Source organism: Kothea flammea (assembly GCF_052161645.1).
Classification (GTDB): Bacteria; Planctomycetota; Planctomycetia; order Pirellulales; family Pirellulaceae; genus Laterigemmans.
Genome location: NZ_CP197414.1, coordinates 1230108 through 1254127 on the forward strand (window position 1 = coordinate 1230108; position 24020 = coordinate 1254127).

Below are 24020 nucleotides of genomic sequence, written 5' to 3' on the forward strand. Positions count from 1 at the left end.
CGTTCTTCTTCTCCTCGACTGTATCGGATGGATCTGCCCAGCCCAAGGGTACTTTCGGCGGAGCGAAAGGCGACTATGCCCACGATTGGCCGCGCAACCTCGCCAACTCCATGGCGTCTTTGTCCCCGCGTCCCGAGAGGCAGATCACCAGGTGTTGGTCGGGCCGCATCGTGGCGGCAATTTCTAAACTCTTCGCGACCGCGTGACACGTCTCCAAAGCAGCCATGATGCCCTCGCTCCGCGCCAATTTGTCAAACGATCCCAACGCCTCGTCGTCGCGGCAACTGATGTAGTCGACTCGCTCCGCATCTTTCCAGTAACTGTGCTCGGGGCCGACGCCTGGATAATCCAACCCGGCACTCATCGAGTGCACATCGCTGGTTTGGCCATCCTCATCTTGCATCACGTAGCTGTAGGAACCATGCAACACGCCTGGTGAACCGAAAGTTAACGGGGAAGCGTGCTCGCCGGCCGCCGCGCCACGTCCACCCGCTTCCACGCCGACCAATCGCACCTCATCATCTTCGATAAAAGGGTAAAACATGCCAGCCGCATTGCTACCACCGCCCACGCAGGCGACCACGCAATCGGGCAACCGGCCCCAAGTCTCAATCGCTTGCGCACGCGTCTCGCGTCCAATCACCGCTTGAAAGTCTCGCACCATCATCGGGAAAGGATGCGGGCCAATCACGCTGCCGATGATGTAATGCGTGTCTTCGACTGAGCTCATCCAATCCCGCATCGCTTCGTTGACCGCATCGCGGAGCGTTCGCGAGCCACTTTCCACCGGTCGCACTTCGGCGCCGAGCAACCGCATGCTAAAGACGTTGGGTTGCTGGCGACGAACATCTTCTGCCCCCATGTAGACGACGCAGGGCAATCCGAAGTGGGCGCACGCCGTCGCCGAGGCCACGCCGTGCTGACCGGCACCCGTCTCGGCAATCACTCGCGTCTTGCCCATCCGCAAGGTCAACAAACCTTGGCCGAGCGTGTTGTTGATCTTGTGAGCACCCGTGTGGTTGAGGTCTTCCCGCTTCAGCCAAATCTGCGCCCCGCCCACTTGGTCGCTCAAGCGGCGAGCATGATACAGCGGTGACTCGCGGCCCACGAAGGTCTTCAGCAGCTGGTCCAATTCACGCTGGAAGGAAGGATCGCGTTTTGCGCGTTCATACTCGTCCGATAACTCGTCGAGCGCTCGCGTCAGTGTTTCGGGGACAAACCGGCCACCAAAATCTCCAAAACGCCCTCGTGGATCGGGTACCTGCTGACTCGCTTTCAAATTGGGCTCAATTGTGCTCATGCAAAATCTTCAGGGTTAAAATATGGCGTGCGGACAACGCAGGTTGACAAAAGTTTCAATCAGTATTGTCGATCAGATGCGTGCGATGGTCAATTGCTAACACCGTTTGGCCGCGCAAACGTTAACTATTCAGCCGCCGATGCGTCATTGACCAGCAGGTGAATGATGCGGATTGCCTGGCCGGCACTTTGGGGGTCCGACGTCGCGGCGGCTCGCAGTTCGAGCGAGTGTTTTCCAGGGGATAAGTCGGCGGCCAACATCTTGGCCCAGGGCAAATGCAGCGCGGGACTCCACTGGGTAAACAATTCACAGGTTTGCCAATCCCCATCATCCAGGCGATACTCCAGCCGCCCCGTATCGGGCCCCGAAGCGACGAACACACCGATCCCCCTGCCGCCGAAGGAAAATCGCATCGTCGCTCCCGGCTCCTCAGTCACCAACGCCGGCACATTCACGAAGCCAGGTCGCGTGCCGACTCGCTTTGTCCCCGCGTCGTTGTCTGGCTGCCAAGCCGCTTCGAATCGCCAGCCAGTTCCCAGCGTGGTCCCCTCGGCGGTGGCAATCTCGGTCGGTGAAATCAACCGCCCATGAAAATAGCTGGCCGGATCAAGCGGCTGGGGTAGTGGCTTGTCAGCCGGCTTCTCGCTCACGCCTAGTTTTTCACTCACCGCTGGTTGCGAATCCCAAGCGGCGACAAACAGTCTGGTGATCGAGTTGGCGTACAACTGGTGGCCGAAGGGGGCTGGATGCAAGTCGCGAAAATCTTCTTCCCAAGTAAATTCCCCAGCATCAATTCGCTCGGTGACTTCGCGGGCCAGGTCAATGGAGCTGACGCCATAATGGGCTGCCACCCGTTCGTGGTTCACGATCACCGCTGGCGATTCACCCCGCCGGATCATGGCCACTTTTCCGGGATCGGCAAAGTGCAGCATGATGATGTCTATTTGGGGATTCTCCAGCAATGCTTGACGGACGATGCCTTCCATGCCACGCACCTGTTCAGCGTCGCTGAAGCCATTCGTATCGTCGTTGACAGCCGCTTCCACAAACAGCAAATCGACCGGCCCATGCGGCATCACGTCACGTTGAAAACGAAACGCCCCGGGGGTCGATCCCAAGGAGGGAATGCCGGCGTTGATAAAGTCGAACTCAGTATCTGGAAAACGCTCCTGCAAGTGTTGGCAGACTAAATCTCGCCAGCCGCTGGAGGCTGTGATCGAACCTCCCAGAAAAACGACTCGCCCTGTCTTCCGGGTCTCGAACTGTTCGCGACTGTGTGCGAGAGAATCGCGGAGCTGAAAATAATCATATCCGAACGGTGTCTCGGCTGGCGTAACGTGTTGAGGCAGGCCCGTGTGGGTGAAAATAAAGTTGAGAATTCGCGTGGGTTCTGTTAGCGAATGCGGGTGATGACCACAGTGAGGTTTGACAATCATCGTGATTGGACCTCCCAATTCCTCATAACGCTGTTTGACTAGCAAACTGTTTTCCTCCAGTGGTACGACCTTATCATCAGCGCCACAGATGTGTAAGAGTGGGATCTTAGCGGTTGCCAGCGGCTGCAGTTGGTCGATCGGATTCTCCGCGTAAGCTAGCGCCGCCGCTTCGTTGTCAAATCCATAAGCTTGCAGGCAGCGTTGCCAATCCGCGGTCGAACCAGGCGACCGCCCCTTGCCGGCTGGCCAACTCTTGAAATCACAGACGGGCGCGTCGTTATAAATGCAGGCCACTTTGCTGGGATTGCGCGCGGCCCAGTTCAATGTGTACAGCCCCCCGCGGCTGAAACCTTCTAGCACCACGCGGTCGGCCAGCTCGTAAGTTGCGGTGACGTGTGCGTACATCGCATCCATCGCCCGCATGGCTGGGGGCGCACCGTAAAGGTTTTGCATGTCAATGTAGGCCACGTGAAATCCGGCTGCCAGCAAAGCCAAGTCGGCTTGCGGCTGATGGCCGAAAAACTCAGTCCGCCAAATCCATGGCTTGCCCCTGGCGGCAGCTTTGGGCAAGATCAATAGCGCATCCCGATTGGCGACGCGAAAGTCGAGTCGTTGCCAGCCGTGCCAATCTGCCGAGGCCGCTCGGGGCGGCTGAATGCTCGCGAGCAAGCTGCAGAAAATGAAACCGCAAATGATCCGGCCCGCTTTCATCATCGAAACACTCCACTGAGAACATGGGAACCGCGACAGGCGGCCACGGCAAAGCGTGGCTGTTCACTGACTGGCAAAAATATCGGCTGCTGGCGAGAGGCTAATACTCGCGAGGATTAATTCGCCCTTGGACTCTTCCCGGCAAACCTTGAATGCGGAGAAAGCCTTCGGCGTCATCTTGATTATACGAGCCACCACCTTCCATGGTGGCAATTTCTTCATCATATAAGTTGTTGGGGCTGGAACGTGATAAGACTTGCACGTTCCCCTTGTAGAGACGCAGCGTGACTTCGCCCGTGACGGGGCGTTGCGCTTCGCGGATGAAGGCCATTAAGGCATCCATTTTGGGCGTGTACCAGAAACCGTAGTAAACCATCTCGGCCACTTCGGGGCTGAGTCGGTCGCGGAGGTGCTGGAGGTCGCGATCGAGCGTCAATTGTTCGATATACATCAGGGCGTCGTACAGTGCCGTCATGCCGGGTGCTTCATAGACCCCGCGGCTCTTCATACCAACAAAACGATTTTCAATCATGTCGATGCGACCGACGCCGTTGCGACCGGCGATGGTGTTCAGCGACTCGACCATTTCCAACGCGTCGACGCGGGCCCCATTGAGCGTGACTGGGACGCCCGATTCAAAGCCGACGGTCACGCTTTCGGGCGTGTCGGGGGCCGCTTGCGGGCTGACTCCCATGCCAAAGTCGACCAGGTCCACGCCGCAGGCATCGAGCGCCTCGAGTTGCCCCGCTTCGTAGCTGATGTGCAGCACATTTTCATCGCTGCTATAAGGCTTGGCGCTGGTTGCTTTCACGGGGATGTCACGGCTGCGGCAGTATTCGATCAATTCGGTGCGGCCCGGGAAGGCGGCGCGGAACTCGGGGATCCGCCAAGGGGCGATGACTTTAACTGCCGGATCGAGCGCCTCGGCGGCCAACTGAAAACGACACTGGTCATTCCCTTTGCCCGTCGCCCCGTGGGCGATTGCCGAAGCGCCCACTTCGCGGGCCACTTGCAGACAGACTTTGCTGATCAGCGGCCGCGCGATCGAGGTGCCGAGCAGGTAAATGCTTTCGTATTTAGCTTGCCAAGCCAGCACGGGGAAAGCAAAGTCGCGGCAAAGTTCTTCGCGGACATCGACGATCCGGGCCGATTTGGCGCCACACTGCTGGGCTTTCTCCAGCGTCGCTTGACGATCCTCACCCGGTTGCCCCAGGTCGACGTAGACCGTGTGAACTTCGTATCCTTGATCCTGCAACCAGCCCAGGATTACCGAGGTATCCAGGCCGCCCGAATATGCCAGCACGCAGCGCTTCATAGTTGACTTTCCGATTAAGACTAAACAGCTGTAAAATTTACCGGCTGCGACAGTCGGGTCAGCAGCGCGGGAGTGGTATTGTGCAGCTGAACACGGTTAACTGACAACACGGGGACCCCTTCGAGTGAGCAAACAATCAGAATCAACCGGCTCGGGGCCGCCAGACGCGGGCAGTGGCCCCCCAGAGGGTGCGGTGTCGGGCTCGCCTAATCAGCCCGAGGCTTTTTTGGCTGGCGCCATGCAAATGGTCTCCGGAGCCTGCGTCGACGTGGGGCGCACGACCCGCTGCGGATTTGGCGAGGTGATCTACGGCGAGGGTAAATCTGCCGATTTGATCGAACGGATCGCCAACAGTCTGCTCGGCCAACAGCAACAAGTGTTGGTGACGCGGCTGCCAGCGGAGGATGCCCAGTGGCTGGCAACACGCTTTCCGCACGTCTATCACACCCCGGCGGCGCGAACTTTGCGTTTATCGCAGCAGCCGCTGGCGGACCCCACCGCCGAGCGCGGCACACTGGCTCCCACGCCCCGCGGCGTGGCTGTCGTGACCGCTGGTAGCACCGACCGGGGAGTCGCCTTGGAAGCTTGTGAGACGCTGGCCTGGATGGGTGTGCCCTGCCGATTTTTTGAGGACATGGGGGTCGCCGGGCCACAGCGTTTGCCAGCCATCGTGCCTGAATTACAAGGTTTTGGGGCGATCGTGGTGGCCGCCGGCATGGAGGGTGCTTTGCCCAGCGTGGTGGCAGGGCATGTCCGCTGCCCAGTGATCGGCTTGCCAACCAGCGTCGGTTACGGTGCGGCGTTCGGCGGCATTACTGCCATGTTGGGGATGCTGACCAGCTGCGCCGCGGGAGTCGCGGTTGTGAATATAGACGCCGGATTTAAAGCCGGTTACTTGGCCGGCTTGATGGTCAGCCGCTCGGCCGCTTCATGCTTTGCTCGCTAATTCTCGCTCCGTCCGATCTTGCCCTCCGTCCGACCGCTTTGTGGCTTTGCCAATGACTGTTCCCCACCCTGCTCCGCCACTGCACCTCCCCCGTCGCGACAGCGCCGCGCACAAAGGTGACTTTGGGCGAGTCCTAGTGGTCGGCGGCTCGCGGGGAATGGCTGGATCGATAGCCATGACGGCGACTAGCGCCTTGCGAGCCGGCGCTGGACTGGTAACGGCCGCAATTCCCGATCGCTGCCTGGAAACAGTCGCTGTCTTTAACCCTTGCGTGATGACGCGCCCCCTGGCCGACGACCCAGCGGGGCAGTTTGCCGCCAAGGCCGGTGAGCAATTGGCCGAGATCAGCAGCCAGCCCGATGCGATTGCCGTCGGGCCCGGGATGGGAACCGCCGGGGGGGGGCGGGCGGTGCTGCAGTGGGTGCTAACGCAGCAGGTGCCGCGGGTGATCGATGCGGATGGACTGAATACATTGGCGGCGGAGCCAGCTTGGCCCCAGCGGCTCAGCCAGTCCCAGCAAGCCAGTCAGCCCCAAAGATACAGCGGGCCAATTGTCTTGACGCCGCACCCGGGCGAGTGGCAGCGGCTGAGCGGCAGCAGTGCCGCGGATCGAACGGCTCAGCAGGCGTCCGCGCGCCGGTTGGCTGCTAAGAGCGGGGCAATCATTCTGCTCAAAGGCGCGGGGACCTACGTGACCGATGGCCAGCGTGAATACCTGAATCGGACTGGTAATCCGGGGATGGCCAGTGGTGGCAGCGGCGATTGCTTGACTGGCATCATCGCGACGTTGCTCGCCCAGCGGCTGGCGGCCTGGGATGCAACCATCTTGGCCGCTTGGATACACGGTCTGGCTGGTGACTTGGCAGCCTCTGAGATCGGCATGGCGGGCATGACAGCCCTGGACCTGATCGCTCAGATCCCGGCTGCCGTCAATGCGGCAACTCTAGAAGCTGAGGATTGAAGCTGAGGTGTAAATCAGTCGGCTAAGCGGCCTTGGCTAGCTTTTTCCGCCTCCGCCGTTTTTGGATGCTAGCTTTGTTTTGAGAGCCGCGCGGCAAGCAGGTCAGTGACTGTTTGTTGCCGCGTCGGGCTCTCGAACAGCGTTAACCTTGGCAGCCGAAAGCGGGTCGATAGTTCAAATGAAGCGAAATTGTTGCAAGATTGTAGGATTGGTGTTAAGCATCGTATTGCTGGACACTTGCTTGCCAGCCAGCCGGTTGGTCGCTCAAGAGCCCGGTTGGCACCCCCGCGTGCTGAAGTTGGGCGATGACCGGCAACGGACTAACAGCTTGCCCGTGGTCCAACGTCCTTACCGCCCATTGCACATTTTTGGAAACAGTGTGCGTCGGTTGCATTACCGCGGCACACTGCTGCCGACCGCGGGCGATTTGACCGCAACGACGCGCTATTTTTGGCAGCGATAAGCTGGTCGCGTCTTTCCACTGGCCGGAATACGCCTACCGAAACCTGCTCGTTCGGGGCATAATCGGGAGCTGACGATAGCAATCACGAATGTCTAGAACTGGCTGAAACTGAAGTGATCTTGGACCTGCGGCTCGCTCCTGCCTCTGCTAACCCGATTCCCGATGTGGTGTGCGGCGGTGCTGTCAGCGTGGGGAATTTTGACGGTGTCCATCGAGGGCACGCGGTGTTGCTGGGGAGGCTGCGGGCGATGGCTGATCGCTGCCAAGGGCCCGCAGTGGCAGTCACCTTTGCGCCCCATCCGGCCGCCCTGCTCCGCCCCGGTAGCGAACCACAACCACTCACGACAATGGAGCGGCGAGCCGAGTTGCTCGGTCGCTTGGGGGTCGATCATGTTGTGATTTGTGAAACCACGATCGAATTGTTGGGTTTATCGGCCGAGGAATTTTTTCGCCGCACGGTGGTCGAAACGCTCGCCGCGCGAGGCATGGTCGAAGGCCCCAACTTTTTCTTCGGACGCAACCGCGAGGGTGATATCGGCAAGCTACGAGCGTTGTGCGAGGCGCGGCAATTAGAGCTGGAAATCGTCGAGCCAGAGACGGGGCAAACGGGTGCAGTGGGCGAAACCGGCGGAGAAATGGTCAGCAGCACACGCATTCGCAGTTTAATTGCCGCCGGCGAAGTGGCTGCCGCCAGCAACCTGCTGACCGCACCGTATCAAGTCTCGGGGCGAGTGGTTAAGGGGGAACAGCGGGGCAGCGGGTTGGGCTTTCCCACGGCCAACTTGACTGACATTGAGACTTTGATTCCTGGTTCCGGGGTCTATGCCTCGCGAGTCTGCATCGACGGCCAGACGCATCCGGCGGCTACTCATATTGGTCCTAATCTAACCTTTGACAAGGACGGTGAGCTAAAGGTGGAAACCCACATACTTGACTTCAGCGGCGATCTCTATGGTCGTTTGCTGCAGGTTGACTTTATCGATAAAGTCCGTGACATTGCCCGTTTTAACTCAGTCGCCGACTTGGTTCGGCAAATGCATCAGGATATTGCCCTCACGCGACAGATCGTCAGCTATCCTTGATCTTCCGCAACCTTTTCATCTCCACAAATCGGCCCCGCGATTGGGCCCAGAGCGTTTATGAGCATCAATTGGCCGGCATTCATTGAGACCATCGAGCAATACCAAAGCTTTGTCTTAACCAGTCACATTCGTCCCGATTGCGACGCTTTGGGAAGTGAGTTGGGGATGGCTTGCGTGCTTCGCGCCCTCGGCAAGGACGTGCAGATTGTAAATGCTCATCGCACCCCGTCTGCTCTGCAGTTTCTTGATCCTGCGGGTCGCATTGATGTTTTGGGTGATTCGATTGAAGCCGAGGATGTTCGTGCTGAATGCTTGATGGTGCTCGACACCAGCGCTTGGGCGCAACTGGGTGACATGGCCGACGTGGTGCGGACGACCGCCGCTCATAAAATCGTCTTGGATCATCACCAAGCCGAAGATGATTTGGGCGCGGTGTTCTTTAAAGATGTATTCTCAGAAGCGACCGGCAGCCTGGTTGTGCAGGCGGCCGACGCTTTGAAGGTGCCGCTCACCCGCGAGATGGCGATTCCCCTGTTTGCCGCGATTGCTACCGACACCGGTTGGTTTCGTTTCGGATCGGTGACCGCCGAAACTTATCGCGTCGTTGCCAGGTTAATCGAAGCGGGGGTGGTGCCAAGCGAAATCTACGGCGATCTTTACGAGCGAGATACGCTGGGACGTCTGCGATTGCGGGGCCGCATCCTCTCGCGGACCGCCGGCTTGCGAGAAGGTCGGCTTGTGCACACGCACGTGCTCAAAGAAGACTTTGCCGATACGGGAGCCGAGCCGAGCGACACCGAGGACGCGATCAACTTGACCTTGGCAGTCGCCGGGACCCAAGTCGCGGTGATCATGGTCGAGCAGTTGCGGGGAGGCTTTAAATTGAGCTTCCGCAGTCGCTGCGGAGTCGATTGCAGCGAGCTGGCAAGGAACTTCGGCGGCGGCGGCCACAAAGCGGCAGCGGGCGCTTTTCTGGAAGGTTCGCTGAGCGAAGTGCAGGCTAAAGTGCTGCCGCTCGTCGAAGCGGCGATGGCGGCTGATAACAATTAACGCCAGCCACAATTTCTGTTAGCCGTTTGGCTCGCAGACGTGGGCGTTTTGGTTCGCGTATTGCCTATTTAGCACCCAAAACCCAGCCCCACGAAAGACTCGCTCCCTTCACCCCCGGGATTGGCCTTCGCACGAGCCTATCCCTCAGGCAGACCTCATTAAGGCCAGTTTTGGGGGGTGGGGGTCGGGGATGAGGGGGCCCTCGATGTGGCGGCCTGGTTTGCCCGCCAATCACGCGAATGAGCGCGAATCGAAATCCCCGCCAATCAGCAAGGCAATATTGGTTCAACGGCAGCGATTAGCCGCGGTTTCTGTTAGCCGTTTGGCCGCTAGGCCGCGGTTTCCGTTTTTGAGCCAAACTAATCGTGTGCAAAAACGGTGGCTAGCGCCAAAGCCGCTAACGGTGCGCTATTCGGCAGCCGGTTTTCTGAGCAAAAATTGATTGATGATCCAACCGGAATCGGTGGTTTTCATGAATCCGCCACCGGGCTGGACATGTTGTTGGATGTCTTGGAACGGTGGCAGTTTGCTGGTGTCGATTTCGGGCGGCTGGGCAGCGGCAACCTCTGTCTCGGCTTGCTCGGCTCGTTCGATCAAGCGGCGGATCAAGCTGGCCAGCAGCGAGTCGGACTCGAGGAACTTACGCTTGCGGACGAGTTCATACTTAATTCGCCAAGCCATATCAGTGCGGACGATCCGCTCCATGGCACGCTCCTCGCCACCTTCTCGCAAGATCGCAGTGCGTACCCGCTCGAAGGCTGGTTGATCGGCAAATGAGCCTTGGCCGCTCCGTTTATGCTCGACAAGATCGACCAGCATTTCGGCATGGCTGGCAAACATCAAATAGCCATCAAAGACGGTGATCCCCCAACGCTCCATGAGCGGTTCGGATTTCTTGTTGTTGGCTACTGCCGGCTCATCGTCGAAACCGAAACCAAAGTCTTCCACATCAAAGTCAATATCCTCGGCTTCGCTGGGGCGAACTTCCCAAATTACGTGGTGGGGATAGTCGAGTTGAAAAATATCGGGATCGTTTTCCATCGTGCGGTTGACGACGGTGGCAACGGTCGTGGGGTCACTCAGCGGAAAAGCTCCCGCCACGCGTTCCCGCTGTAGATCATCTTTAATGACGTTATCGGTGATAATGATCAGCCCGTCATTGAGATTGCTGATAATATCGCCGGGGATATCTAAATTCTCATCAACCTTGAGGCCCTCCAGCGTGGGGCGAAAGACTTCGCTATCGAAAGCTGCGTCGATTAGCGTTTCGATGGCCCAAAAGGCTTCTTCCGTTTTCCAATTAACTTGCAGATAGCTGGCCGCCGTGGGCAATACCCAAGCGGGAATGTCGGTCATTTCGACGTTGGGGAATTGGAGAGCGCGGGCCGCTTTTTCATAACGCTCTGGCCCGGGAACGGTTGGCGGTGCGAACAAAAAGCCACGGTGCAGCAGGTCGTAAAACTCGGTCGCCACGTAGACGCTACCACCGGCGGATTGCAGCACGTCAAAACCTTGGTCGCTGAGCAGATTAAGGATATCGACTTGGTTGCCACGGTCGACATTGGCCAATTCACGCAAGATTTTTCCCATTTCGATGGGCCGAGCAAACCAGCGAACGCGCGGCAACGCGTTGCCCGCTAGATCGTTTTCCGAGCCAGTCATGCTGGGGTGCCCGAAGACCCGTTGGTAAGCGGGCAAGCTGACGAGTCCATCGGCGCGTCCATCCAAGGCGGCACTGATCATGCCAGCCAGCGTCTCCACGCGATCGCTAATGACGACTCGTTCGGCCACGGTGACGACACCCAGTCGTTCGACACCCAGCTGACCTTTCTTCTGTGGCAAGTTGTAGATCGTGGCCGACTCGCCGCGGATTGTTGAGCGGCTAACCTTCGCACCGCGGTTCCGCAGGCTGGCGTCAATTTTTTCCAACAGGGCTTCGCGCTGACTCGCGCGACCCCGCGTGTCGGCCAGCAGAGCTACCGAGAAAGGCCGCGTGGGCGCTTCGAAACGCATCCAGGCCAGCACGACTTCGCCTGATATCGCTGCTCGTAAATCGCTCCAGTTCACCCCGGCGCGAACTCCCAGTTCCATTAATTTCTCGGCGATTAGGTCGCGTTGGGATTCGATAAAATCCTGCATGGCGGGATCGTGTTGGAGATCGGCCAACGAAGTTTGCTGCCAGCGCTCGGTCAGCGCGGGCAAATTCTCGAATTCCAAAAAACCTTGTGTTGAGGCTGGCAGAAAACTGACTGCGGGGGCGAATTCGGCCACCGCTGGCGTCTCTTCTTGAGCCAGGGCGGGCAGCCGAGCCAGTGCCAAATAGCAACAAAGTCCGCCTAACACCCACAGGAATGTGGTGTTTCGCGAAAGCCGGCCCATTCGGAAGGTGCAAAGCCGCACGTCGATTACCTCTAGACTGATAAGACCAGTTCGAAATCGAACTTCAGGTTGATTCTCGGAAACCCATCAATCCCCATGCCAATAATCCTCCGCGGAATCGGGTTGTGCCGCCATTCTTCCAGCTCGCCCCTCCGCCTTGCTGCGGAGTTGCCCTCGAAGCAGGGCGTCGCGCAAAAAGTCGCGTGATCACTCCGAACTGCCTACATGAGAAACACCTTTTAATTTACCAGAAGCAGACGACTGCACCCAGCCTACCGAAACGGTGTCAGGCGGGCCGCGATAGTGTTGCTTGACGGTTCAATATACCGGCGTTATGTTCACTGCTTTTCCGCTCAGCCCCAGCCGTCATGTCTGCCACTTCTGATTCATCGCTCTATCAAAATCCGCTAATTTCTCGATATGCTTCGCGGGAGATGGCCACCTTATGGGGTGACCAACGTCGTTTTTCGACTTGGCGAAGTTTGTGGGTCATGTTGGCCGAGGCCGAACAAGAGTTGGGGCTGGCGATCAGCGATCAGCAATTGGACCAACTGCGGACTTTTCAGAATCAGCTAAATCTCGATGTGGCTGCCCAGTACGAGCGAAAGCTGCGGCATGACGTGATGGCTCACGTGCATGCTTACGGCGACCAATGTCCCGAAGCGGCTGGCATTATTCATTTGGGCGCGACCAGCTGTTTCATCACTGATAACGCCGACCTGTTGTTGCTCCGCGAGGCGTTGCAGATGGTCGCCCAACGATTGGCGGCGGTGATTGGTTGCCTGGGCGAGTTTGCTCAAGCCAATCGTGACCTCCCCTGCCTCGCCTTCACCCACTTCCAGCCTGCCCAGCCGACGACGGTGGGCAAGCGGGCCTGTTTGTGGGCCTACGATTTGGTGTTGGATTTGCAGGAGGTCGAGCATCGTTTGCAGCAGTTGCGAGCTCGCGGCCCCAAGGGAACCACCGGCACGCAAGCCAGCTTTCTAGAGCTTTTCCAAGGCGACCATGAACGTGTCCGCCGGCTCGAACAACGAGTGGCGGAGAAGATGGGTTTCGCCGCCAGCTATGCCGTGACCGGCCAAACATATCCACGCAAAGTCGACGCGCAGATTGTCGACGCCTTGGCGGGTGTTGGCCAAAGCCTCCACAAGCTGGCAACCGATTTGCGGCTGCTGGCGGGTCGCAAAGAAGTTGAGGAACCGTTTGAGCAGCATCAAATTGGCAGCTCGGCAATGGCTTACAAACGCAACCCGATGCGCAGCGAACGCATCTGTGGTTTGACTCGATTTGTGATGAGTTTGCAAAGCAGCACGGCAGCCACCGCCGCCACGCAGTGGATGGAGCGGACTCTCGATGATAGTGCGAACCGCCGGTTGGTGATTCCTCAAGCGTTCTTAGCAATCGACGCGGCTTTGGTGTTGGCTGAAAATGTTGCCAGCGGGCTGGTGATTTATCCCAACACGATCACCAAGCATCTGTTGGCCGAACTGCCCTTCATGGCAACCGAAAATATCCTCATGCAAGGCGTGCAGGCTGGTGGTGATCGCCAGCAATTACACGAACAAATTCGGCAACACAGTCAAGCTGCCGCGCAACGCGTCAAACAAGAAGGCCTCGACAATGATCTGTTAGCTCGCTTGCGCGGGGATGCGGCTTTCGCCAATGTTGATCTCGACGCGGCGCTGGATCCATCCGCTTTCGTCGGCCGCGCGCCGCAACAGGTCGATGAATTCATCGCTGATTGTGTCGAGCCGATCAGGCAGCGGTACGCCGCTGCTAAGCTTTCGGCCGAAGTCCATGTATAACGAAACGAAATCAGAGCGCAACGCGCCAGCGTGCGGTTCTTTGACGAAGCACTAGTAAGCTTTGGCAAAGACGGCCTGTTTGGCTGCGGGCTTTCCGGTGTAAAAACAAGTGCCGGGCGTTTCGTTGTTCTCCAGCGGAATGCACCGCGGAGTTACTTTTAACTCTTTCAACAACGGCTCGAGCGATACTTCGTCAGCGAAATGGCAGAGGGCGAAGCCGCCGTGAATCTCTGGTTCGTCCACATTGGCGGGGGTAAAGAAATCGCGAAAATCGGCTTCGTTGGTAATCACCCGGGTGTGGTCCTGCCGCATCTGCAGAGCGCGATCGTAGAGATTTTGCTGGATTTCTTCGAGCAACGCCGGCAAGCCGGCAACAAACTCGGCTCGCGGCAGCGGTTGATTTTTTCCGGTGTCGCGGCGGCCCATAAAGACGGCCTGCTTGGCGATGTCTTTGGGACCAATTTCCAAGCGGATCGGCACGCCCCGTTTGACGTGGTACCACTTCTTGCCACCACCCCGTTGATCTCGATCGTCGATTTCGACTTGAATCGGCCCCCCGGAAAAAGAGAGTGCGGTCAATTCCTGACGCAGCGATTGAACGTACTCGAGCACTTCGGCTCGCTGCGCATCATCGCGATAGATTGGCAAAATCACGACGTGGGTGGCCGCCAGTTTGGGCGGTAAAATCAAGCCGTCATCGTCGGCATGCGTCATGATTAACGCGCCGACCAATCGTGTGGAAACACCCCAGCTGGTCGTCCAGGCGAATTGCAAATTACCATCCGGATCTTGGAATTGAATTTCTTGGGCGCGGGAGAAATTTTGGCCGAGGAAATGGCTGGTGCCCGCTTGCAACGCTTTGCGGTCTTGCATCATGGCCTCGATGGAAACGGTTTCCACAGCCCCCGGGAATCGTTCGGCGGGTGTCTTTGCCCCCTTGATCACCGGCATGGCCATCCAGGTCTCAGCAAAGTCGGCATAGACATCCAGCATTTGCATCGTCTCGGCAATCGCCTCTTCGCTGGTGGCATGCACGGTGTGGCCCTCTTGCCAGAGGAACTCGGCGGTTCGCAAGAACAATCGAGTTCGCAACTCCCAACGCACGACATTCGCCCACTGGTTGATCAGGATTGGCAGGTCGCGATAGCTTTGCACCCACTTGGCGTACATTGCGCCGATAATCGTTTCGCTGGTTGGACGCACGATGAGGGGTTCTTCCAGCGGACCCGCTGGCTGTAGGCCTCCCTTGCCATCAGGCTCCAGGCGATGATGCGTCACCACGGCACACTCTTTGGCGAAGCCCTCAACGTGTTGGGCTTCCTTTTCCAGGTAGCTCATTGGGATAAACAGCGGAAAATAAGCGTTTTGATGGCCGGTTGCTTTAAACATGCCATCGAGCACTTTTTGCATGTTTTCCCAAAGTGAATAGCCCCAAGGCTTGATCACCATGCAGCCCCGTACCGGGGAGACTTCGGCCAAGTCAGCAGCCCGAATTACTTGCTGATACCATTCGGGATAATCATCAGCGCGGGTTGGCGAGATTGCGTTTTGAGGGGCCTTGGCCATCAGCTGAAAAGCTCCGAAGCAGAGACAAATGAAAGGGGGCAGGCTCGGAATTCTAAACTCCGCCTGCCAACTCGCCAATCGTCCCGCCGGCCGATTTTCTCATACTTCAACCATTCCGCACAGCCGCTCATGGGGGCGTCAGCGCTTGCTGGCTGGCCTTTTCGCTGGGGTGCTGGTTGGTTTGGGTCCAGGTTTGACAAAGTGCCAACAGCGAGTCGCGATTGAGCGGCTTGGTGAGGTAGTCATTGCAACCTGCGGCGAGGCACTTTTCCCGGTCGCTGGCCATCGCGTGAGCGGTTAAAGCGATGATTGGTAGAGTAAAACCTTGTTCGCGAAGTCGGCGAGTCGCTTGATAACCATCCAGCTCGGGCATTTGCATATCCATTAACACTAGCTGGGGAAGCTGATCGGCGGAGGCCCGCTCGAGCATTTCGACCGCCAACAAACCGTTGTCGGCGAGCAACACTTCGGCGCCCGCTTTTCTGAGCAGGAAGGAAACCAGGCGTTGATTGTCAGGTCCATCCTCGGCCAGCAAAATTTTGACACCCTGCAACGAGTTTTCCGTTTGCGGTTTTTGGATGTTAGCTGATTGCGGAGCGTTTTTGGAGTTTGCCAGCTGGGGCGTTTGATCGGCTGACAACAGCTCGCACCCGCTGAGGTCGCCAGTGTTGATGGTTACCGTAAAGGTGCTGCCGATGCCGGCTTCGGATTCCACGGTGATTCCGCCGCCGAGCACGGAGGCCAAGGCGTTGGAGATCCGCAAGCCAAGGCCTGTACCGCCAAACTTTCGCGTGGTGCTGGTATCCGCTTGACTGAAAGCTTCAAAGCGAGCGATCAAGTCGCGTTGCTCGGGGGTCATGCCCAACCCGGTGTCGCGAACGCGAAATTGCATTTGTTGAAGTTCGGGGTGGCACGCGGCATAGATGGTCACCGCTCCCACCTCGGTAAACTTGATTGCGTTACCAACTAAGTTCAGCAGGATTTGTCGCAAGCGAGTTGGGTCGGAGTGGATGGAAACGGGAATCGCTGTTTCATATTGAATGCGAATTTCAATGCCCCTGTCCTTGGCCCGCGGTTGCATCAGCGAAGCGACTTCCTTAATCACTTGGGCTGGGCTGGTCTCGATGCACTCGACGCTTAACTGGCCCGCTTCGATCTTGGACATGTCGAGGATATCGTTGATGATCGTCAACAAATGATTCGCGTTACTGCGAATGGTTTGCACAGCGTCTGACGTTTGCACCGCGGGCAATGGTTGGCCAACGTTGCTATCCGGATCGAGCAGATCGGCATAACCGAGGATCGCCGTCATGGGCGTGCGAATTTCATGACTCATGTTGGCCAAGAATTCGCTTTTTGATTGACTCGAGGCTTCCGCTCGGATGATCGCTTCGCGGAGTTCTTGGATATCGATGTGGACCCCGACCATTCGCTTGGGGGTGCCGTCATCGTTCCATTCAATGACTTCACCAATATCGCGCACCCAGCTCCAGCTGCCATCTTTGCGGCGCAAGCGATGCTCGTGTTTATAGACTGGGGTTTGTCCGTCGAAGTGCTTTTGAATTTCAGCCGCGGCCGTCTCTAAGTCATCGGGATGACAAAGCGTTTTCCACGTGTCAATTCGCATTGGTAATTCTTCAGGCAGATACCCCAGCATCGTAAACCATGTATCGCTGAAGTAGGTCGAGCCTGATTCAATGTCCCAATCCCACAGCCCGGTGTTCGAGGCTGTCATAGCCAAATCGAGCCGGTCTTCGGCTTGGCGTGATTTTGTAATGTCAATGTGACAGCCAGCCACCCGCAACGGTTGTCGATCGGCGGACCATTCCACCACGCTGCCGATGCACAGCACCCAGATGTAGCTGCCGTCTCGATGTCGATAACGGGCATTCATGTAGAACGATTGGGTGCCGCCCGAGTCGACGTGGGATTGGAAGGCCGCCATGGCACGCTGTAAGTCGGACGGCTCGATCAGCCGCTGCCAAGTTTCCGGCACCTCGGGAAGTTCGCCCGGTTGATAACCCAACATCCGCAACCAGCCGGCGCTGTAAAACTCGGTATGCGCGTCGATCTTCCAGTCCCAGTATCCCGTGCTGGGCGAATCCAAAACCGACTCGAGGATCCGTTTTTGCGTGGCGAGTTCGGTTTGCTGAGAGATGAGTTTGCACTCGGTTTGCTTGCGAGCCGTGATGTCGCGGGCAGCCGCGTAAATCAGTTCACCGACTGGTGTAGACCGCCATTCAATCCAGCGATAGCTGCCATCTTTACAGCGATAACGGTTTTCGAAACTGAGCACCGTCTGCTGGCGTTTTAGCTTAGCAAGTGCTTGCAAGGTTACGGAATAATCGTCGGGATGCACCAACTCAAGAAAAGATTGCTCCACCAATTCGGCAATTGAATATCCCAGGCACTTTTCCCACTCCGGGTTCAGTCGCACGAATTTGCCTTCGATATTGGCGATGCACAACATGTCGAGGCTGGAATTGAAAAAGCGATCGAGTTCTTGCTGTTTTGCTGCCAAGTCCCTGGATTGTTTATATTGCACGGTTATGTCAACCACGCTGGCTACGACCCCCCGCAAGGTATCATCGGCTCCGCGAATCGGTTCACAGCTGACCGATAGCCAACGAACTTCGCCGTTTGGTAACTTGATGCCGTGGACCAATGAGCGGACCGCTTGGCCGCTGGCAAGCGTGATGCTGGCGGGCATTTCCGACGGCGGGAATTCGCTGCCATCTTCGCGCACCGCTTGCCAGCGAGGGTCCCTGGGCGTGAGTCCCAAAATTTGATCGCGGGGGATCCCTGAAATCGTTTCGCAGGCTGGATTACATTCGATGATTTGTCCTTCAAGATCAAATAACAACACCCCTTCGGCAAGGGCATCATAAATCGACTTCATGCGTTGGCGATCTTGATACCGCTCGGTGATGTCGCGGATTACCGCCTGTAAGATCACATGTCCGTCCAGTCGATGCGTGCTGAGTACAATCTCGGCGAAGAAAGCCTCTTTGGTGTCGACTCGCTGATGTTGCCATTCGAAACGGGCGGAACCAACTCGTCTGACCTGCTGCAAAATTTCCTCGGCCGCTTGCCGAGACGATCGCCCATCGGCTTGAGTTGGAGGTGACAGATCGGCCGGGTGCAGACCCCGAATGGCATCCGCCGAGTCGACCCCAAACATTTCCAAAGCTGCCAAGTTGCAATCGCGAAACCCATGCTCATCGATCGTCATCACGGCGTCACGTGAGCCATCATACAAAGCACGATAGCGGACTTCCGAGGCGGACGTCATGCGTTCCAGTCGCCGATGCTCGGTGATGTCGCGAGACATCACCAGGACGCGATCCCCGGTCATTGAGATCACGCGGGCCTCGAAAACACGAGCGCCGAAATCGAGTGGGACTTCGTATTCAAATTCCTGCGGGTGACTCGAATGAAATGTTTGCTCAATGGAGTCCAATAACGTTTTTCCTAAATCGCCCGGCAACACCTCGTCACAGCGACGGCCAATGAAATCGGCCGGGGGAATGAGCAGCAAACTTTCGTCACTCGCGCGAAAGTCTAGAAATCGGCCGGAACGATCAAGCACAAACATGAGGTCGGGAATTACATCAAGCAGCGCTCTTTGCCCCCCTTCAATGCGGGCTAATTTGAGACGCTGCTCCCGCAATCGTAACAACATCGCCAACGAACCCGACAAGGCCATCAGGATGAGTCCCCCGCTCGCTCGCCAGCCTGCCTGAATGATTGCGGCCAATTTCGCTTCTCGCGCAACCCAAGCGGTGGGTACGCTGATCATCGCTTGAATGCCACCTTGCTCAAGCGTGGCTAGCTTGGTCATGCGAAACAAGGCGTGCAGAAAACCATTCTGCTCGACCGTCAGCTTGTCGACTTCGCCGTTGGCCAAGACTTCTGTTAACGGCAACAAACATTTGGCCGGCATCGGAGGTTTTTTGCCGGCTACGATCTGTTCGTCAAAGAACGTACCTTGATCAGTCACGAAATGCAGCGTTCCAGCGCCGCCGGCAATGATCTGGTCCTTGATTTGGTTGGCGATTCGCTCAAATCGTAACCGGGTGCTGATTACGCCCAACCGCTTACCGGCAGCGTTGTAGACCGGCAGCGAGTGAGCCACCGCCAGTCCGTTGCTATCAAAGAGCGCCGGAGTGATATCACAGTTGGCTTGAAACTCTAACACCTCGCTCCGGGTGTTGTTCCTCAAGCAAGACATCACGATCTCACGTTGACGAAAATCAATCGCCATCAGCCGCGCGATACGTTCGGCCGGAATCGGTTGTCCGCTGGGATAAACGGTGTTGATGGCCAGCATCTGGCCCTCGTCGTCGAAGATGGCGATCGCGTCGATTTCAGTCGCGTTCAGCAACGCCGCGTTTGCCACTGCGGTCAAATGGGCCTTGTTTCGCTTTTCCAACGCCGCTAACAACGCGCGGTCAACGGCCAGGATGTGACCTCGTTGCATTGCCGGCTCGGTCGCCCGCTCGACTCCGCCGATCAACAGCTTGCCTGTCGAAGCGAGGGTTTGATGAATGGCCGAGTCGGTTTCTAGCTTGGCGACTCCGCGGAGCGTGGCTTGAAGTTGCCAGCAGGCGATTGAGAAAATCACGAAGCCACTGATCGCCAGCGCGGGCACCAACACGCCCGCGACCCACTTTGCCAATGTGCCGCGGAAGTCCCGCCCGTTGTCTGCCTCCCCGAAGATCCACGCGTCAACGCTGCTGTCGTTGCTGTGCACCGCTTTTTCCGAGCTAAGAGTTAAGCTGTTGGTTCGATTGTTCGTTTGCGAGGGGCTCGCTCCCCCTGCTACCCAGGCACCGATACTATACTTTGTTTCTCGCTCGGCGGTTTTCAGAGCGGCTGCGAAAAGTTCGCTGTCGCCTGCAAAGTTGTGCAAAGCGGTCAATCCGTTGTCAATCTGCGGCGAGCAGCTTAGGCTGAGCGGTTGTTCCCTTCACTCGCTTCTTTTTTTGTCTCAGCAGAACTTTCATGAGCCCCAACGAACCTGTTCAAATCGGCACACGGCCAATCACTCGCGACGCCAACGCCGCGCCCGAACAAGCCGTGCGGGAGCGATACAGCAAAGCAGCCGCGGAGGTGCAACCCGAGCTGTGTTGCCCGGTCAGCTACGATCCCGTATTTTTGCAAGCGATTCCCGCCGAGGTGCTCCAACGCGACTACGGATGTGGCGATCCTTCGCGTTACCTGCGAGGCGGTGAATCGGTTCTGGACTTGGGAAGTGGGGGCGGGAAAATCTGCTTTATCGCTGCTCAAGTCGTGGGTGCCGGTGGCAGTGTTCTGGGGGTCGACATGAATGACGAGATGTTGGCTTTGGCACGCAACAGTGCTCCGCAAGTTGCTGAGAAAATTGGTTACGCCAACGTTGCATTTCACAAAGCCAAGATTCAAGATTTAGCCCTCGATCGGGATGCTGTTGACGCCTATCTCCGCGCGAATCCGCTGCGCAGCGAAAGTGATTTGCAAGCTTTCGAAGCCTACTGCGATCGTTTGCGTGTTGAGCAACCGCTGGTGCCAGACGCCAGCGTGGATGCGGTCGTCAGCAACTGTGTGTTGAATCTGGTTGACCCGCGTGACAAACAGACCATGTTTGCCGAACTGTTCCGCGTGCTCAAGCCGGGCGGGCGGGCGGTGATCAGCGACATCGTCAGCAATCAAACGGTCCCCCTTGCTTTACATCGCGACGCGGAACTGTGGAGCGGATGCATCAGCGGTGCTTATGAAGAAACCGCTTTTCTCGATGCCTTTTCCGCAGCCGGCTTCCGCAATTTAGAAATCGCCGAACTTCAACGGGAGGCTTGGCAAGTTGTGGAGGAAATCGAGTTCCGCTCGATGACGGTGATCGCCTACAAACCAGCGGACGAAGGCAACGCCACCACGGCAGAACGCGATAACGATGAACACGACAACGATGAACAAGAGCTGATTTACCGTGGCCCTTTTGCCGCGGTGATGGACGACGCGGGGCAGGAGTTCATTCGCGGACAGCGGGCGAACATTAGTCCGCAGCAGGCAGCCCAGTTGGCCGGTTCACCGCTGGAGCAATACTTTATTCGTATGCAATCGTCGTATCGGCAAGCTGCTGACCCGGAACCGAGCGGGCCGCAAACACCAACGGGCAACTGCGGGCCGGGTTGTTGTTAAGCAGCCACCGAGACCAGTTCTTGATGCACCGCTTCGATTTGCGGCGCGTCAATTACCGATAAATCTTCGGCATAGCCTACCATCAAAGCCAAGTCGCCCAAGCGATTGATGCGACGGGGAATCCCGCCGGCTCGCATGTGTAAAGCTTCGAGCGCGGGGTTGGTAAAGATGTGGCTGACGTCGCCGGCGACCAGTTGCAAGCGGTGTCCGATGTAATCAATGGTTTGGTCGAGTGTAAAGCGTCCCAGCAGGCTCTTTACCGACATTCTTTGATCCAGGGCATGATTGCGTTCGATCAAACCCAGCAAAGTGGAATCGCCGACCAGCAGCAGCGTCCAAGCGGCTTCCGAGGTGCTGGCGCCGCCACGAATGTTTAGCAACAAACGCAGCGTCTCCAGTTGATCAGGGTTGGTCAACAAGTGGGCTTCGTCGACAACGACCAAAGCGTGTTGCCCGGCGGCGATGTTCTCGTTCAAGCAACGTTCGATTTGCCGCAACGCTTGCAGCGGTGTTTGTTGGGGATCGGCCGCTTCGCCGGTCAGCTCTTCCGCTAAATATCCCAACAGTTGGTCGCCGGTTAAGCGAGGGAAGACCATCCGCGTGATGGGGGTGATATCTTCGGCCAGCTCTTGCACGAGCGAGTCGACCAGCATCGATTTGCCCATCCCGCTGTCACCGCAAAGTGCCATCGCGCCGCGACGATTTTCCACGCCGTAGCGAAGTTTGAGCATCGCCGTTTGGTGGACCTCCGAAGGGAAAAAGAAACGACTATCACACCAATTTTCAAAAGGTCGACCACTTAGGTGCCAGTGTCGTTCGTACATCGTAGAAGTCTTCCCTGGGGAGTTGAGCAACGGGTCGTAGGGGAACCGCAGGAACGAAGCCTGCCGCTCAAGAAGTGCTGGCTGAAAAATTCTCGACCAGTCCAATGTTTTCGATACCTAATTTGTGCAGCCTTCGCAGGCAGGCTTGCATCGCTTCGGGGTCTTCGCTGCGAGCATCCTGAATCACCAAAGCGGCGTCAATTTGACAAGGCGAATCGGCACCCGGAATCCAGCCACCGATCACGTTGACGTTGGCGGAATCGATGATCACCAAATCAAAAGCGGCTTTCAGTTGGTCTATCATGCTTGCGGTTGCTTTGCTGTCCGGTCGCAGCCCCAACCCGTTGTCGGGAGTCGCGAGTGGCAACACGGTAAAGCCATCTTCGACCGAATGGACGGCGACTTCTTCGCACGACAATCCCGTTCGCACCGCATCACCCCAACCCAAACGGATTTCCAAGCTGAGTTTTTCGGCGATCGCCGGCCGGTCGATATCACCGTCGATCAAGGCTACGCTCAATCCGCTGGCCGCTAACATGCGAGCCAACGTAATCGCCAGTGTCGATCGTCCCTGCTGACGCGCGGGACTGCTGATCGCCATCACTCGTAAGCCTTCTTGGCAAGCAACTTGCAATTGCTCAGATGCCTCCCAAAGCGGGCTGGTTTCCACGCTCAAGTCCCAGACTATCGATTCAAACTCAAACCGATCAACTTCCCAGGCGGCGTGGAAATTGGCTTTGGTGTCATTCACCGAAACGGCATCGGTTACCGAGGAGACTTGATCCATCGCGCTTCGAGCAGCTTCCAGCAATGTCTTTTCTTTAGCCAGCCGCGCCTGTTCGGCCAAGCGTGCTTCTGCGGCGAGTCGAGTTTGCTCGGCCACTTGTGCTTCCTCGGCTAAGCGGGCTTCTTCAGCGAGCCTCGTTTCCTCGGCGAGCCTTGCTTCCTCGGCGAGCCTTGCTTCCTCAGCGGCGCGGGCTTCCTCGGCGAGCCTTGCTTCCTCAGCGGCGCGGGCTTCCTCGGCGAGCCTTGCTTCCTCGGCTGCGCGAGCTTGTTCCACTTCGCGAACCCGCTCAGCAACGCGAGTCTGCTCGAGCAGCAAGGCCTCTTCCGCTAGACGGACCTGTTCGGCTAACCGCGCTTGTTCAGCAAGCCGAGCCTCGGCCGCTTGACGAGCCGCTTCGAATCGTCGAGCTTGCTCAGCTAACCGCGCTTCCTCTGCAACGCGCGCTTCTTCGGCGATGCGAGCTTCTTCGGCAACGCGCGCTTCTTCGGCGATGCGAGCTTCTTCGGCAACGCGAGTTTCTTCAGCGATGCGGGCTTCTTCAGCGATGCGGGCTTGTTCCCGCAGTTGTGCTTGCTGGGCTTGTTCCGTCGGGGCGCGATGGGGCGCATCGGCTCTCAGGATTGGCTCAGCGGCCCCGGCGAGCTCTTGTTGTTGTTCACTCGCGTATTCGACCCCGGTCGCTGGCAGCGGCTGGCCTCGTTGCGGAATGGTTTGCACGCGAGCGGCGATCGAGGGGCGTTCATCGACCAGCGTGGCAGCAGCGGAGAAGATATCCAGCGCTGCCAAGTCGACCGCGATCGGTTGGAAGTGGGGATTGCGGACCGCTTGCACTTGTTCGACCAGCGAGCCGCCGCCGCGGCGGTCATCGGAGAGCGATTGATAATCGGGTGAATCGGAGCTGTGGGGTGGTTCGAGATCGGCGACCCCATCGCCACCGGGACGGGCTGTTCCCCGCGGGCGACCATTGGCGGTGCGAGCGATGAACGAAGCCACGTTCATCACACCGTCATCTGGCCTTACGTACTGCTCACCATCCTTGTCGGTCCAAATTTCCCCTTCCTGTAGCTCGGTGGGAGCTTGAGGAGGTTCATCCACCTTCGGCGGTTCTGTGCTGCCACCACGGACTTTTGCGTAAGCCTTCAAGAAGGCGTCGTCGAGCTTGCTCATGGCGATTCGCTGCCTAGGTAAACAATTGGGGTGGACTGCTGCAGCCCTGTT

The 24020-nt window shown here is 57.8% G+C and carries 15 protein-coding genes; 7 read left to right on the top strand and 8 right to left on the bottom strand.

Annotated features, from left to right (window positions below):
• Nucleotides 1-73: 73 nt before the first annotated feature.
• The 3 genes from trpB to SH139x_RS04340 all read right to left on the bottom strand — a co-directional run bounded on the left by trpB (nucleotide 74) and on the right by SH139x_RS04340 (nucleotide 4762).
• Nucleotides 74-1300 (bottom strand): tryptophan synthase subunit beta, encoded by a 1227-nt coding sequence (gene trpB, locus SH139x_RS04330; RefSeq protein WP_488354061.1) that lies wholly within the window; start codon nucleotides 1298-1300, stop codon nucleotides 74-76.
• Nucleotides 1301-1425: 125 nt separating this feature from the next.
• A complete protein-coding gene (locus SH139x_RS04335; protein ID WP_488354062.1) occupies nucleotides 1426-3450 on the bottom strand; it encodes an SGNH/GDSL hydrolase family protein in 2025 nt (674 codons plus the stop codon).
• A 97-nt stretch (nucleotides 3451-3547) separates the two neighbouring features.
• The gene (locus SH139x_RS04340) at nucleotides 3548-4762 is read right to left on the bottom strand and encodes an argininosuccinate synthase (protein ID WP_488354063.1); all 1215 of its coding nucleotides are present in this window, start codon (nucleotides 4760-4762) and stop codon (nucleotides 3548-3550) included.
• 124 nt (nucleotides 4763-4886) lie between these two features.
• On the opposite strand from SH139x_RS04340, the gene larB reads away from it, so the two are divergent.
• The 5 genes from larB (at nucleotide 4887) to SH139x_RS04365 (ending at nucleotide 9264) form a co-directional block, all read left to right on the top strand.
• Nucleotides 4887-5708: a nickel pincer cofactor biosynthesis protein LarB gene (gene larB / locus SH139x_RS04345; protein WP_488354064.1), complete on the top strand. Its 822-nt coding sequence runs from the start codon at nucleotides 4887-4889 to the stop codon at nucleotides 5706-5708.
• Between the two features lie 52 nt (nucleotides 5709-5760).
• Nucleotides 5761-6669: an NAD(P)H-hydrate dehydratase gene (locus SH139x_RS04350; RefSeq protein ID WP_488354065.1), complete on the top strand. Its 909-nt coding sequence runs from the start codon at nucleotides 5761-5763 to the stop codon at nucleotides 6667-6669.
• 178 nt (nucleotides 6670-6847) lie between these two features.
• Entirely contained in the window at nucleotides 6848-7132 is a 285-nt protein-coding gene (locus SH139x_RS04355) for a hypothetical protein (RefSeq protein WP_488354066.1), read from the top strand.
• A gap of 113 nt (nucleotides 7133-7245) precedes the next feature.
• Complete coding sequence (locus SH139x_RS04360; protein WP_488354067.1) at nucleotides 7246-8214, top strand: bifunctional riboflavin kinase/FAD synthetase; 969 nt, start codon at nucleotides 7246-7248, stop codon at nucleotides 8212-8214.
• 57 nt (nucleotides 8215-8271) lie between these two features.
• A complete protein-coding gene (locus SH139x_RS04365) occupies nucleotides 8272-9264 on the top strand; it encodes a DHH family phosphoesterase (RefSeq protein WP_488354068.1) in 993 nt (330 codons plus the stop codon).
• Between the two features lie 408 nt (nucleotides 9265-9672).
• On the opposite strand, the gene SH139x_RS04370 is transcribed toward SH139x_RS04365, so the two are convergent.
• The gene (locus SH139x_RS04370; RefSeq protein WP_488354069.1) at nucleotides 9673-11664 is read right to left on the bottom strand and encodes a hypothetical protein; all 1992 of its coding nucleotides are present in this window, start codon (nucleotides 11662-11664) and stop codon (nucleotides 9673-9675) included.
• 347 nt (nucleotides 11665-12011) lie between these two features.
• On the opposite strand from SH139x_RS04370, the gene purB reads away from it, so the two are divergent.
• Nucleotides 12012-13448, top strand: a complete 1437-nt coding sequence (gene purB, locus SH139x_RS04375; protein WP_488354070.1) for an adenylosuccinate lyase — start codon at nucleotides 12012-12014, stop codon at nucleotides 13446-13448.
• A 51-nt stretch (nucleotides 13449-13499) separates the two neighbouring features.
• Here the strand turns inward: purB and proS are convergent, their stop codons facing one another.
• Together proS and SH139x_RS04385 are read right to left on the bottom strand one after the other, a co-directional pair.
• Nucleotides 13500-15014, bottom strand: a complete 1515-nt coding sequence (gene proS, locus SH139x_RS04380) for a proline--tRNA ligase (RefSeq protein WP_488354071.1) — start codon at nucleotides 15012-15014, stop codon at nucleotides 13500-13502.
• 127 nt (nucleotides 15015-15141) lie between these two features.
• Nucleotides 15142-19926, bottom strand: coding sequence for a PAS domain S-box protein (locus SH139x_RS04385; protein WP_488354072.1), 4785 nt, complete (start codon nucleotides 19924-19926; stop codon nucleotides 15142-15144).
• 92 nt (nucleotides 19927-20018) lie between these two features.
• Here SH139x_RS04385 and SH139x_RS04390 point away from each other — a divergent pair, with 92 nt between their 5' ends.
• On the top strand, nucleotides 20019-21191 hold the full coding sequence (locus SH139x_RS04390; protein ID WP_488354073.1) for a methyltransferase domain-containing protein: 1173 nt from the start codon (nucleotides 20019-20021) through the stop codon (nucleotides 21189-21191).
• On the opposite strand, the gene SH139x_RS04395 is transcribed toward SH139x_RS04390, so the two are convergent.
• Both SH139x_RS04395 and SH139x_RS04400 read right to left on the bottom strand, forming a co-directional pair.
• On the bottom strand, nucleotides 21188-22015 hold the full coding sequence (locus tag SH139x_RS04395) for an ExeA family protein (RefSeq protein WP_488354074.1): 828 nt from the start codon (nucleotides 22013-22015) through the stop codon (nucleotides 21188-21190). The genes SH139x_RS04390 and SH139x_RS04395 overlap by 4 nt on opposite strands.
• A gap of 67 nt (nucleotides 22016-22082) precedes the next feature.
• The gene (locus SH139x_RS04400; RefSeq protein WP_488354075.1) at nucleotides 22083-23969 is read right to left on the bottom strand and encodes a tyrosine-protein kinase family protein; all 1887 of its coding nucleotides are present in this window, start codon (nucleotides 23967-23969) and stop codon (nucleotides 22083-22085) included.
• Nucleotides 23970-24020 lie beyond the last annotated feature (51 nt).

Excerpts from the sequence above, each read along its gene's own strand:
- SH139x_RS04400 (WP_488354075.1), bottom strand. The coding sequence starts at position 23,969 with ATGAGCAAGCTCGACGACGCCTTCTTGAAGGCTTACGCAAAAGTCCGT.
- trpB (WP_488354061.1), bottom strand. The coding sequence starts at position 1,300 with ATGAGCACAATTGAGCCCAATTTGAAAGCGAGTCAGCAGGTACCCGAT.
- SH139x_RS04390 (WP_488354073.1), top strand. The coding sequence starts at position 20,019 with ATGAGCCCCAACGAACCTGTTCAAATCGGCACACGGCCAATCACTCGC.
- SH139x_RS04350 (WP_488354065.1), top strand. The coding sequence starts at position 5,761 with ATGACTGTTCCCCACCCTGCTCCGCCACTGCACCTCCCCCGTCGCGAC.
- proS (WP_488354071.1), bottom strand. The coding sequence starts at position 15,014 with ATGGCCAAGGCCCCTCAAAACGCAATCTCGCCAACCCGCGCTGATGAT.
- SH139x_RS04335 (WP_488354062.1), bottom strand. The coding sequence starts at position 3,450 with ATGATGAAAGCGGGCCGGATCATTTGCGGTTTCATTTTCTGCAGCTTG.
- SH139x_RS04340 (WP_488354063.1), bottom strand. The coding sequence starts at position 4,762 with ATGAAGCGCTGCGTGCTGGCATATTCGGGCGGCCTGGATACCTCGGTA.
- SH139x_RS04365 (WP_488354068.1), top strand. The coding sequence starts at position 8,272 with ATGAGCATCAATTGGCCGGCATTCATTGAGACCATCGAGCAATACCAA.
- purB (WP_488354070.1), top strand. The coding sequence starts at position 12,012 with ATGTCTGCCACTTCTGATTCATCGCTCTATCAAAATCCGCTAATTTCT.
- SH139x_RS04355 (WP_488354066.1), top strand. The coding sequence starts at position 6,848 with ATGAAGCGAAATTGTTGCAAGATTGTAGGATTGGTGTTAAGCATCGTA.
- SH139x_RS04395 (WP_488354074.1), bottom strand. The coding sequence starts at position 22,015 with ATGTACGAACGACACTGGCACCTAAGTGGTCGACCTTTTGAAAATTGG.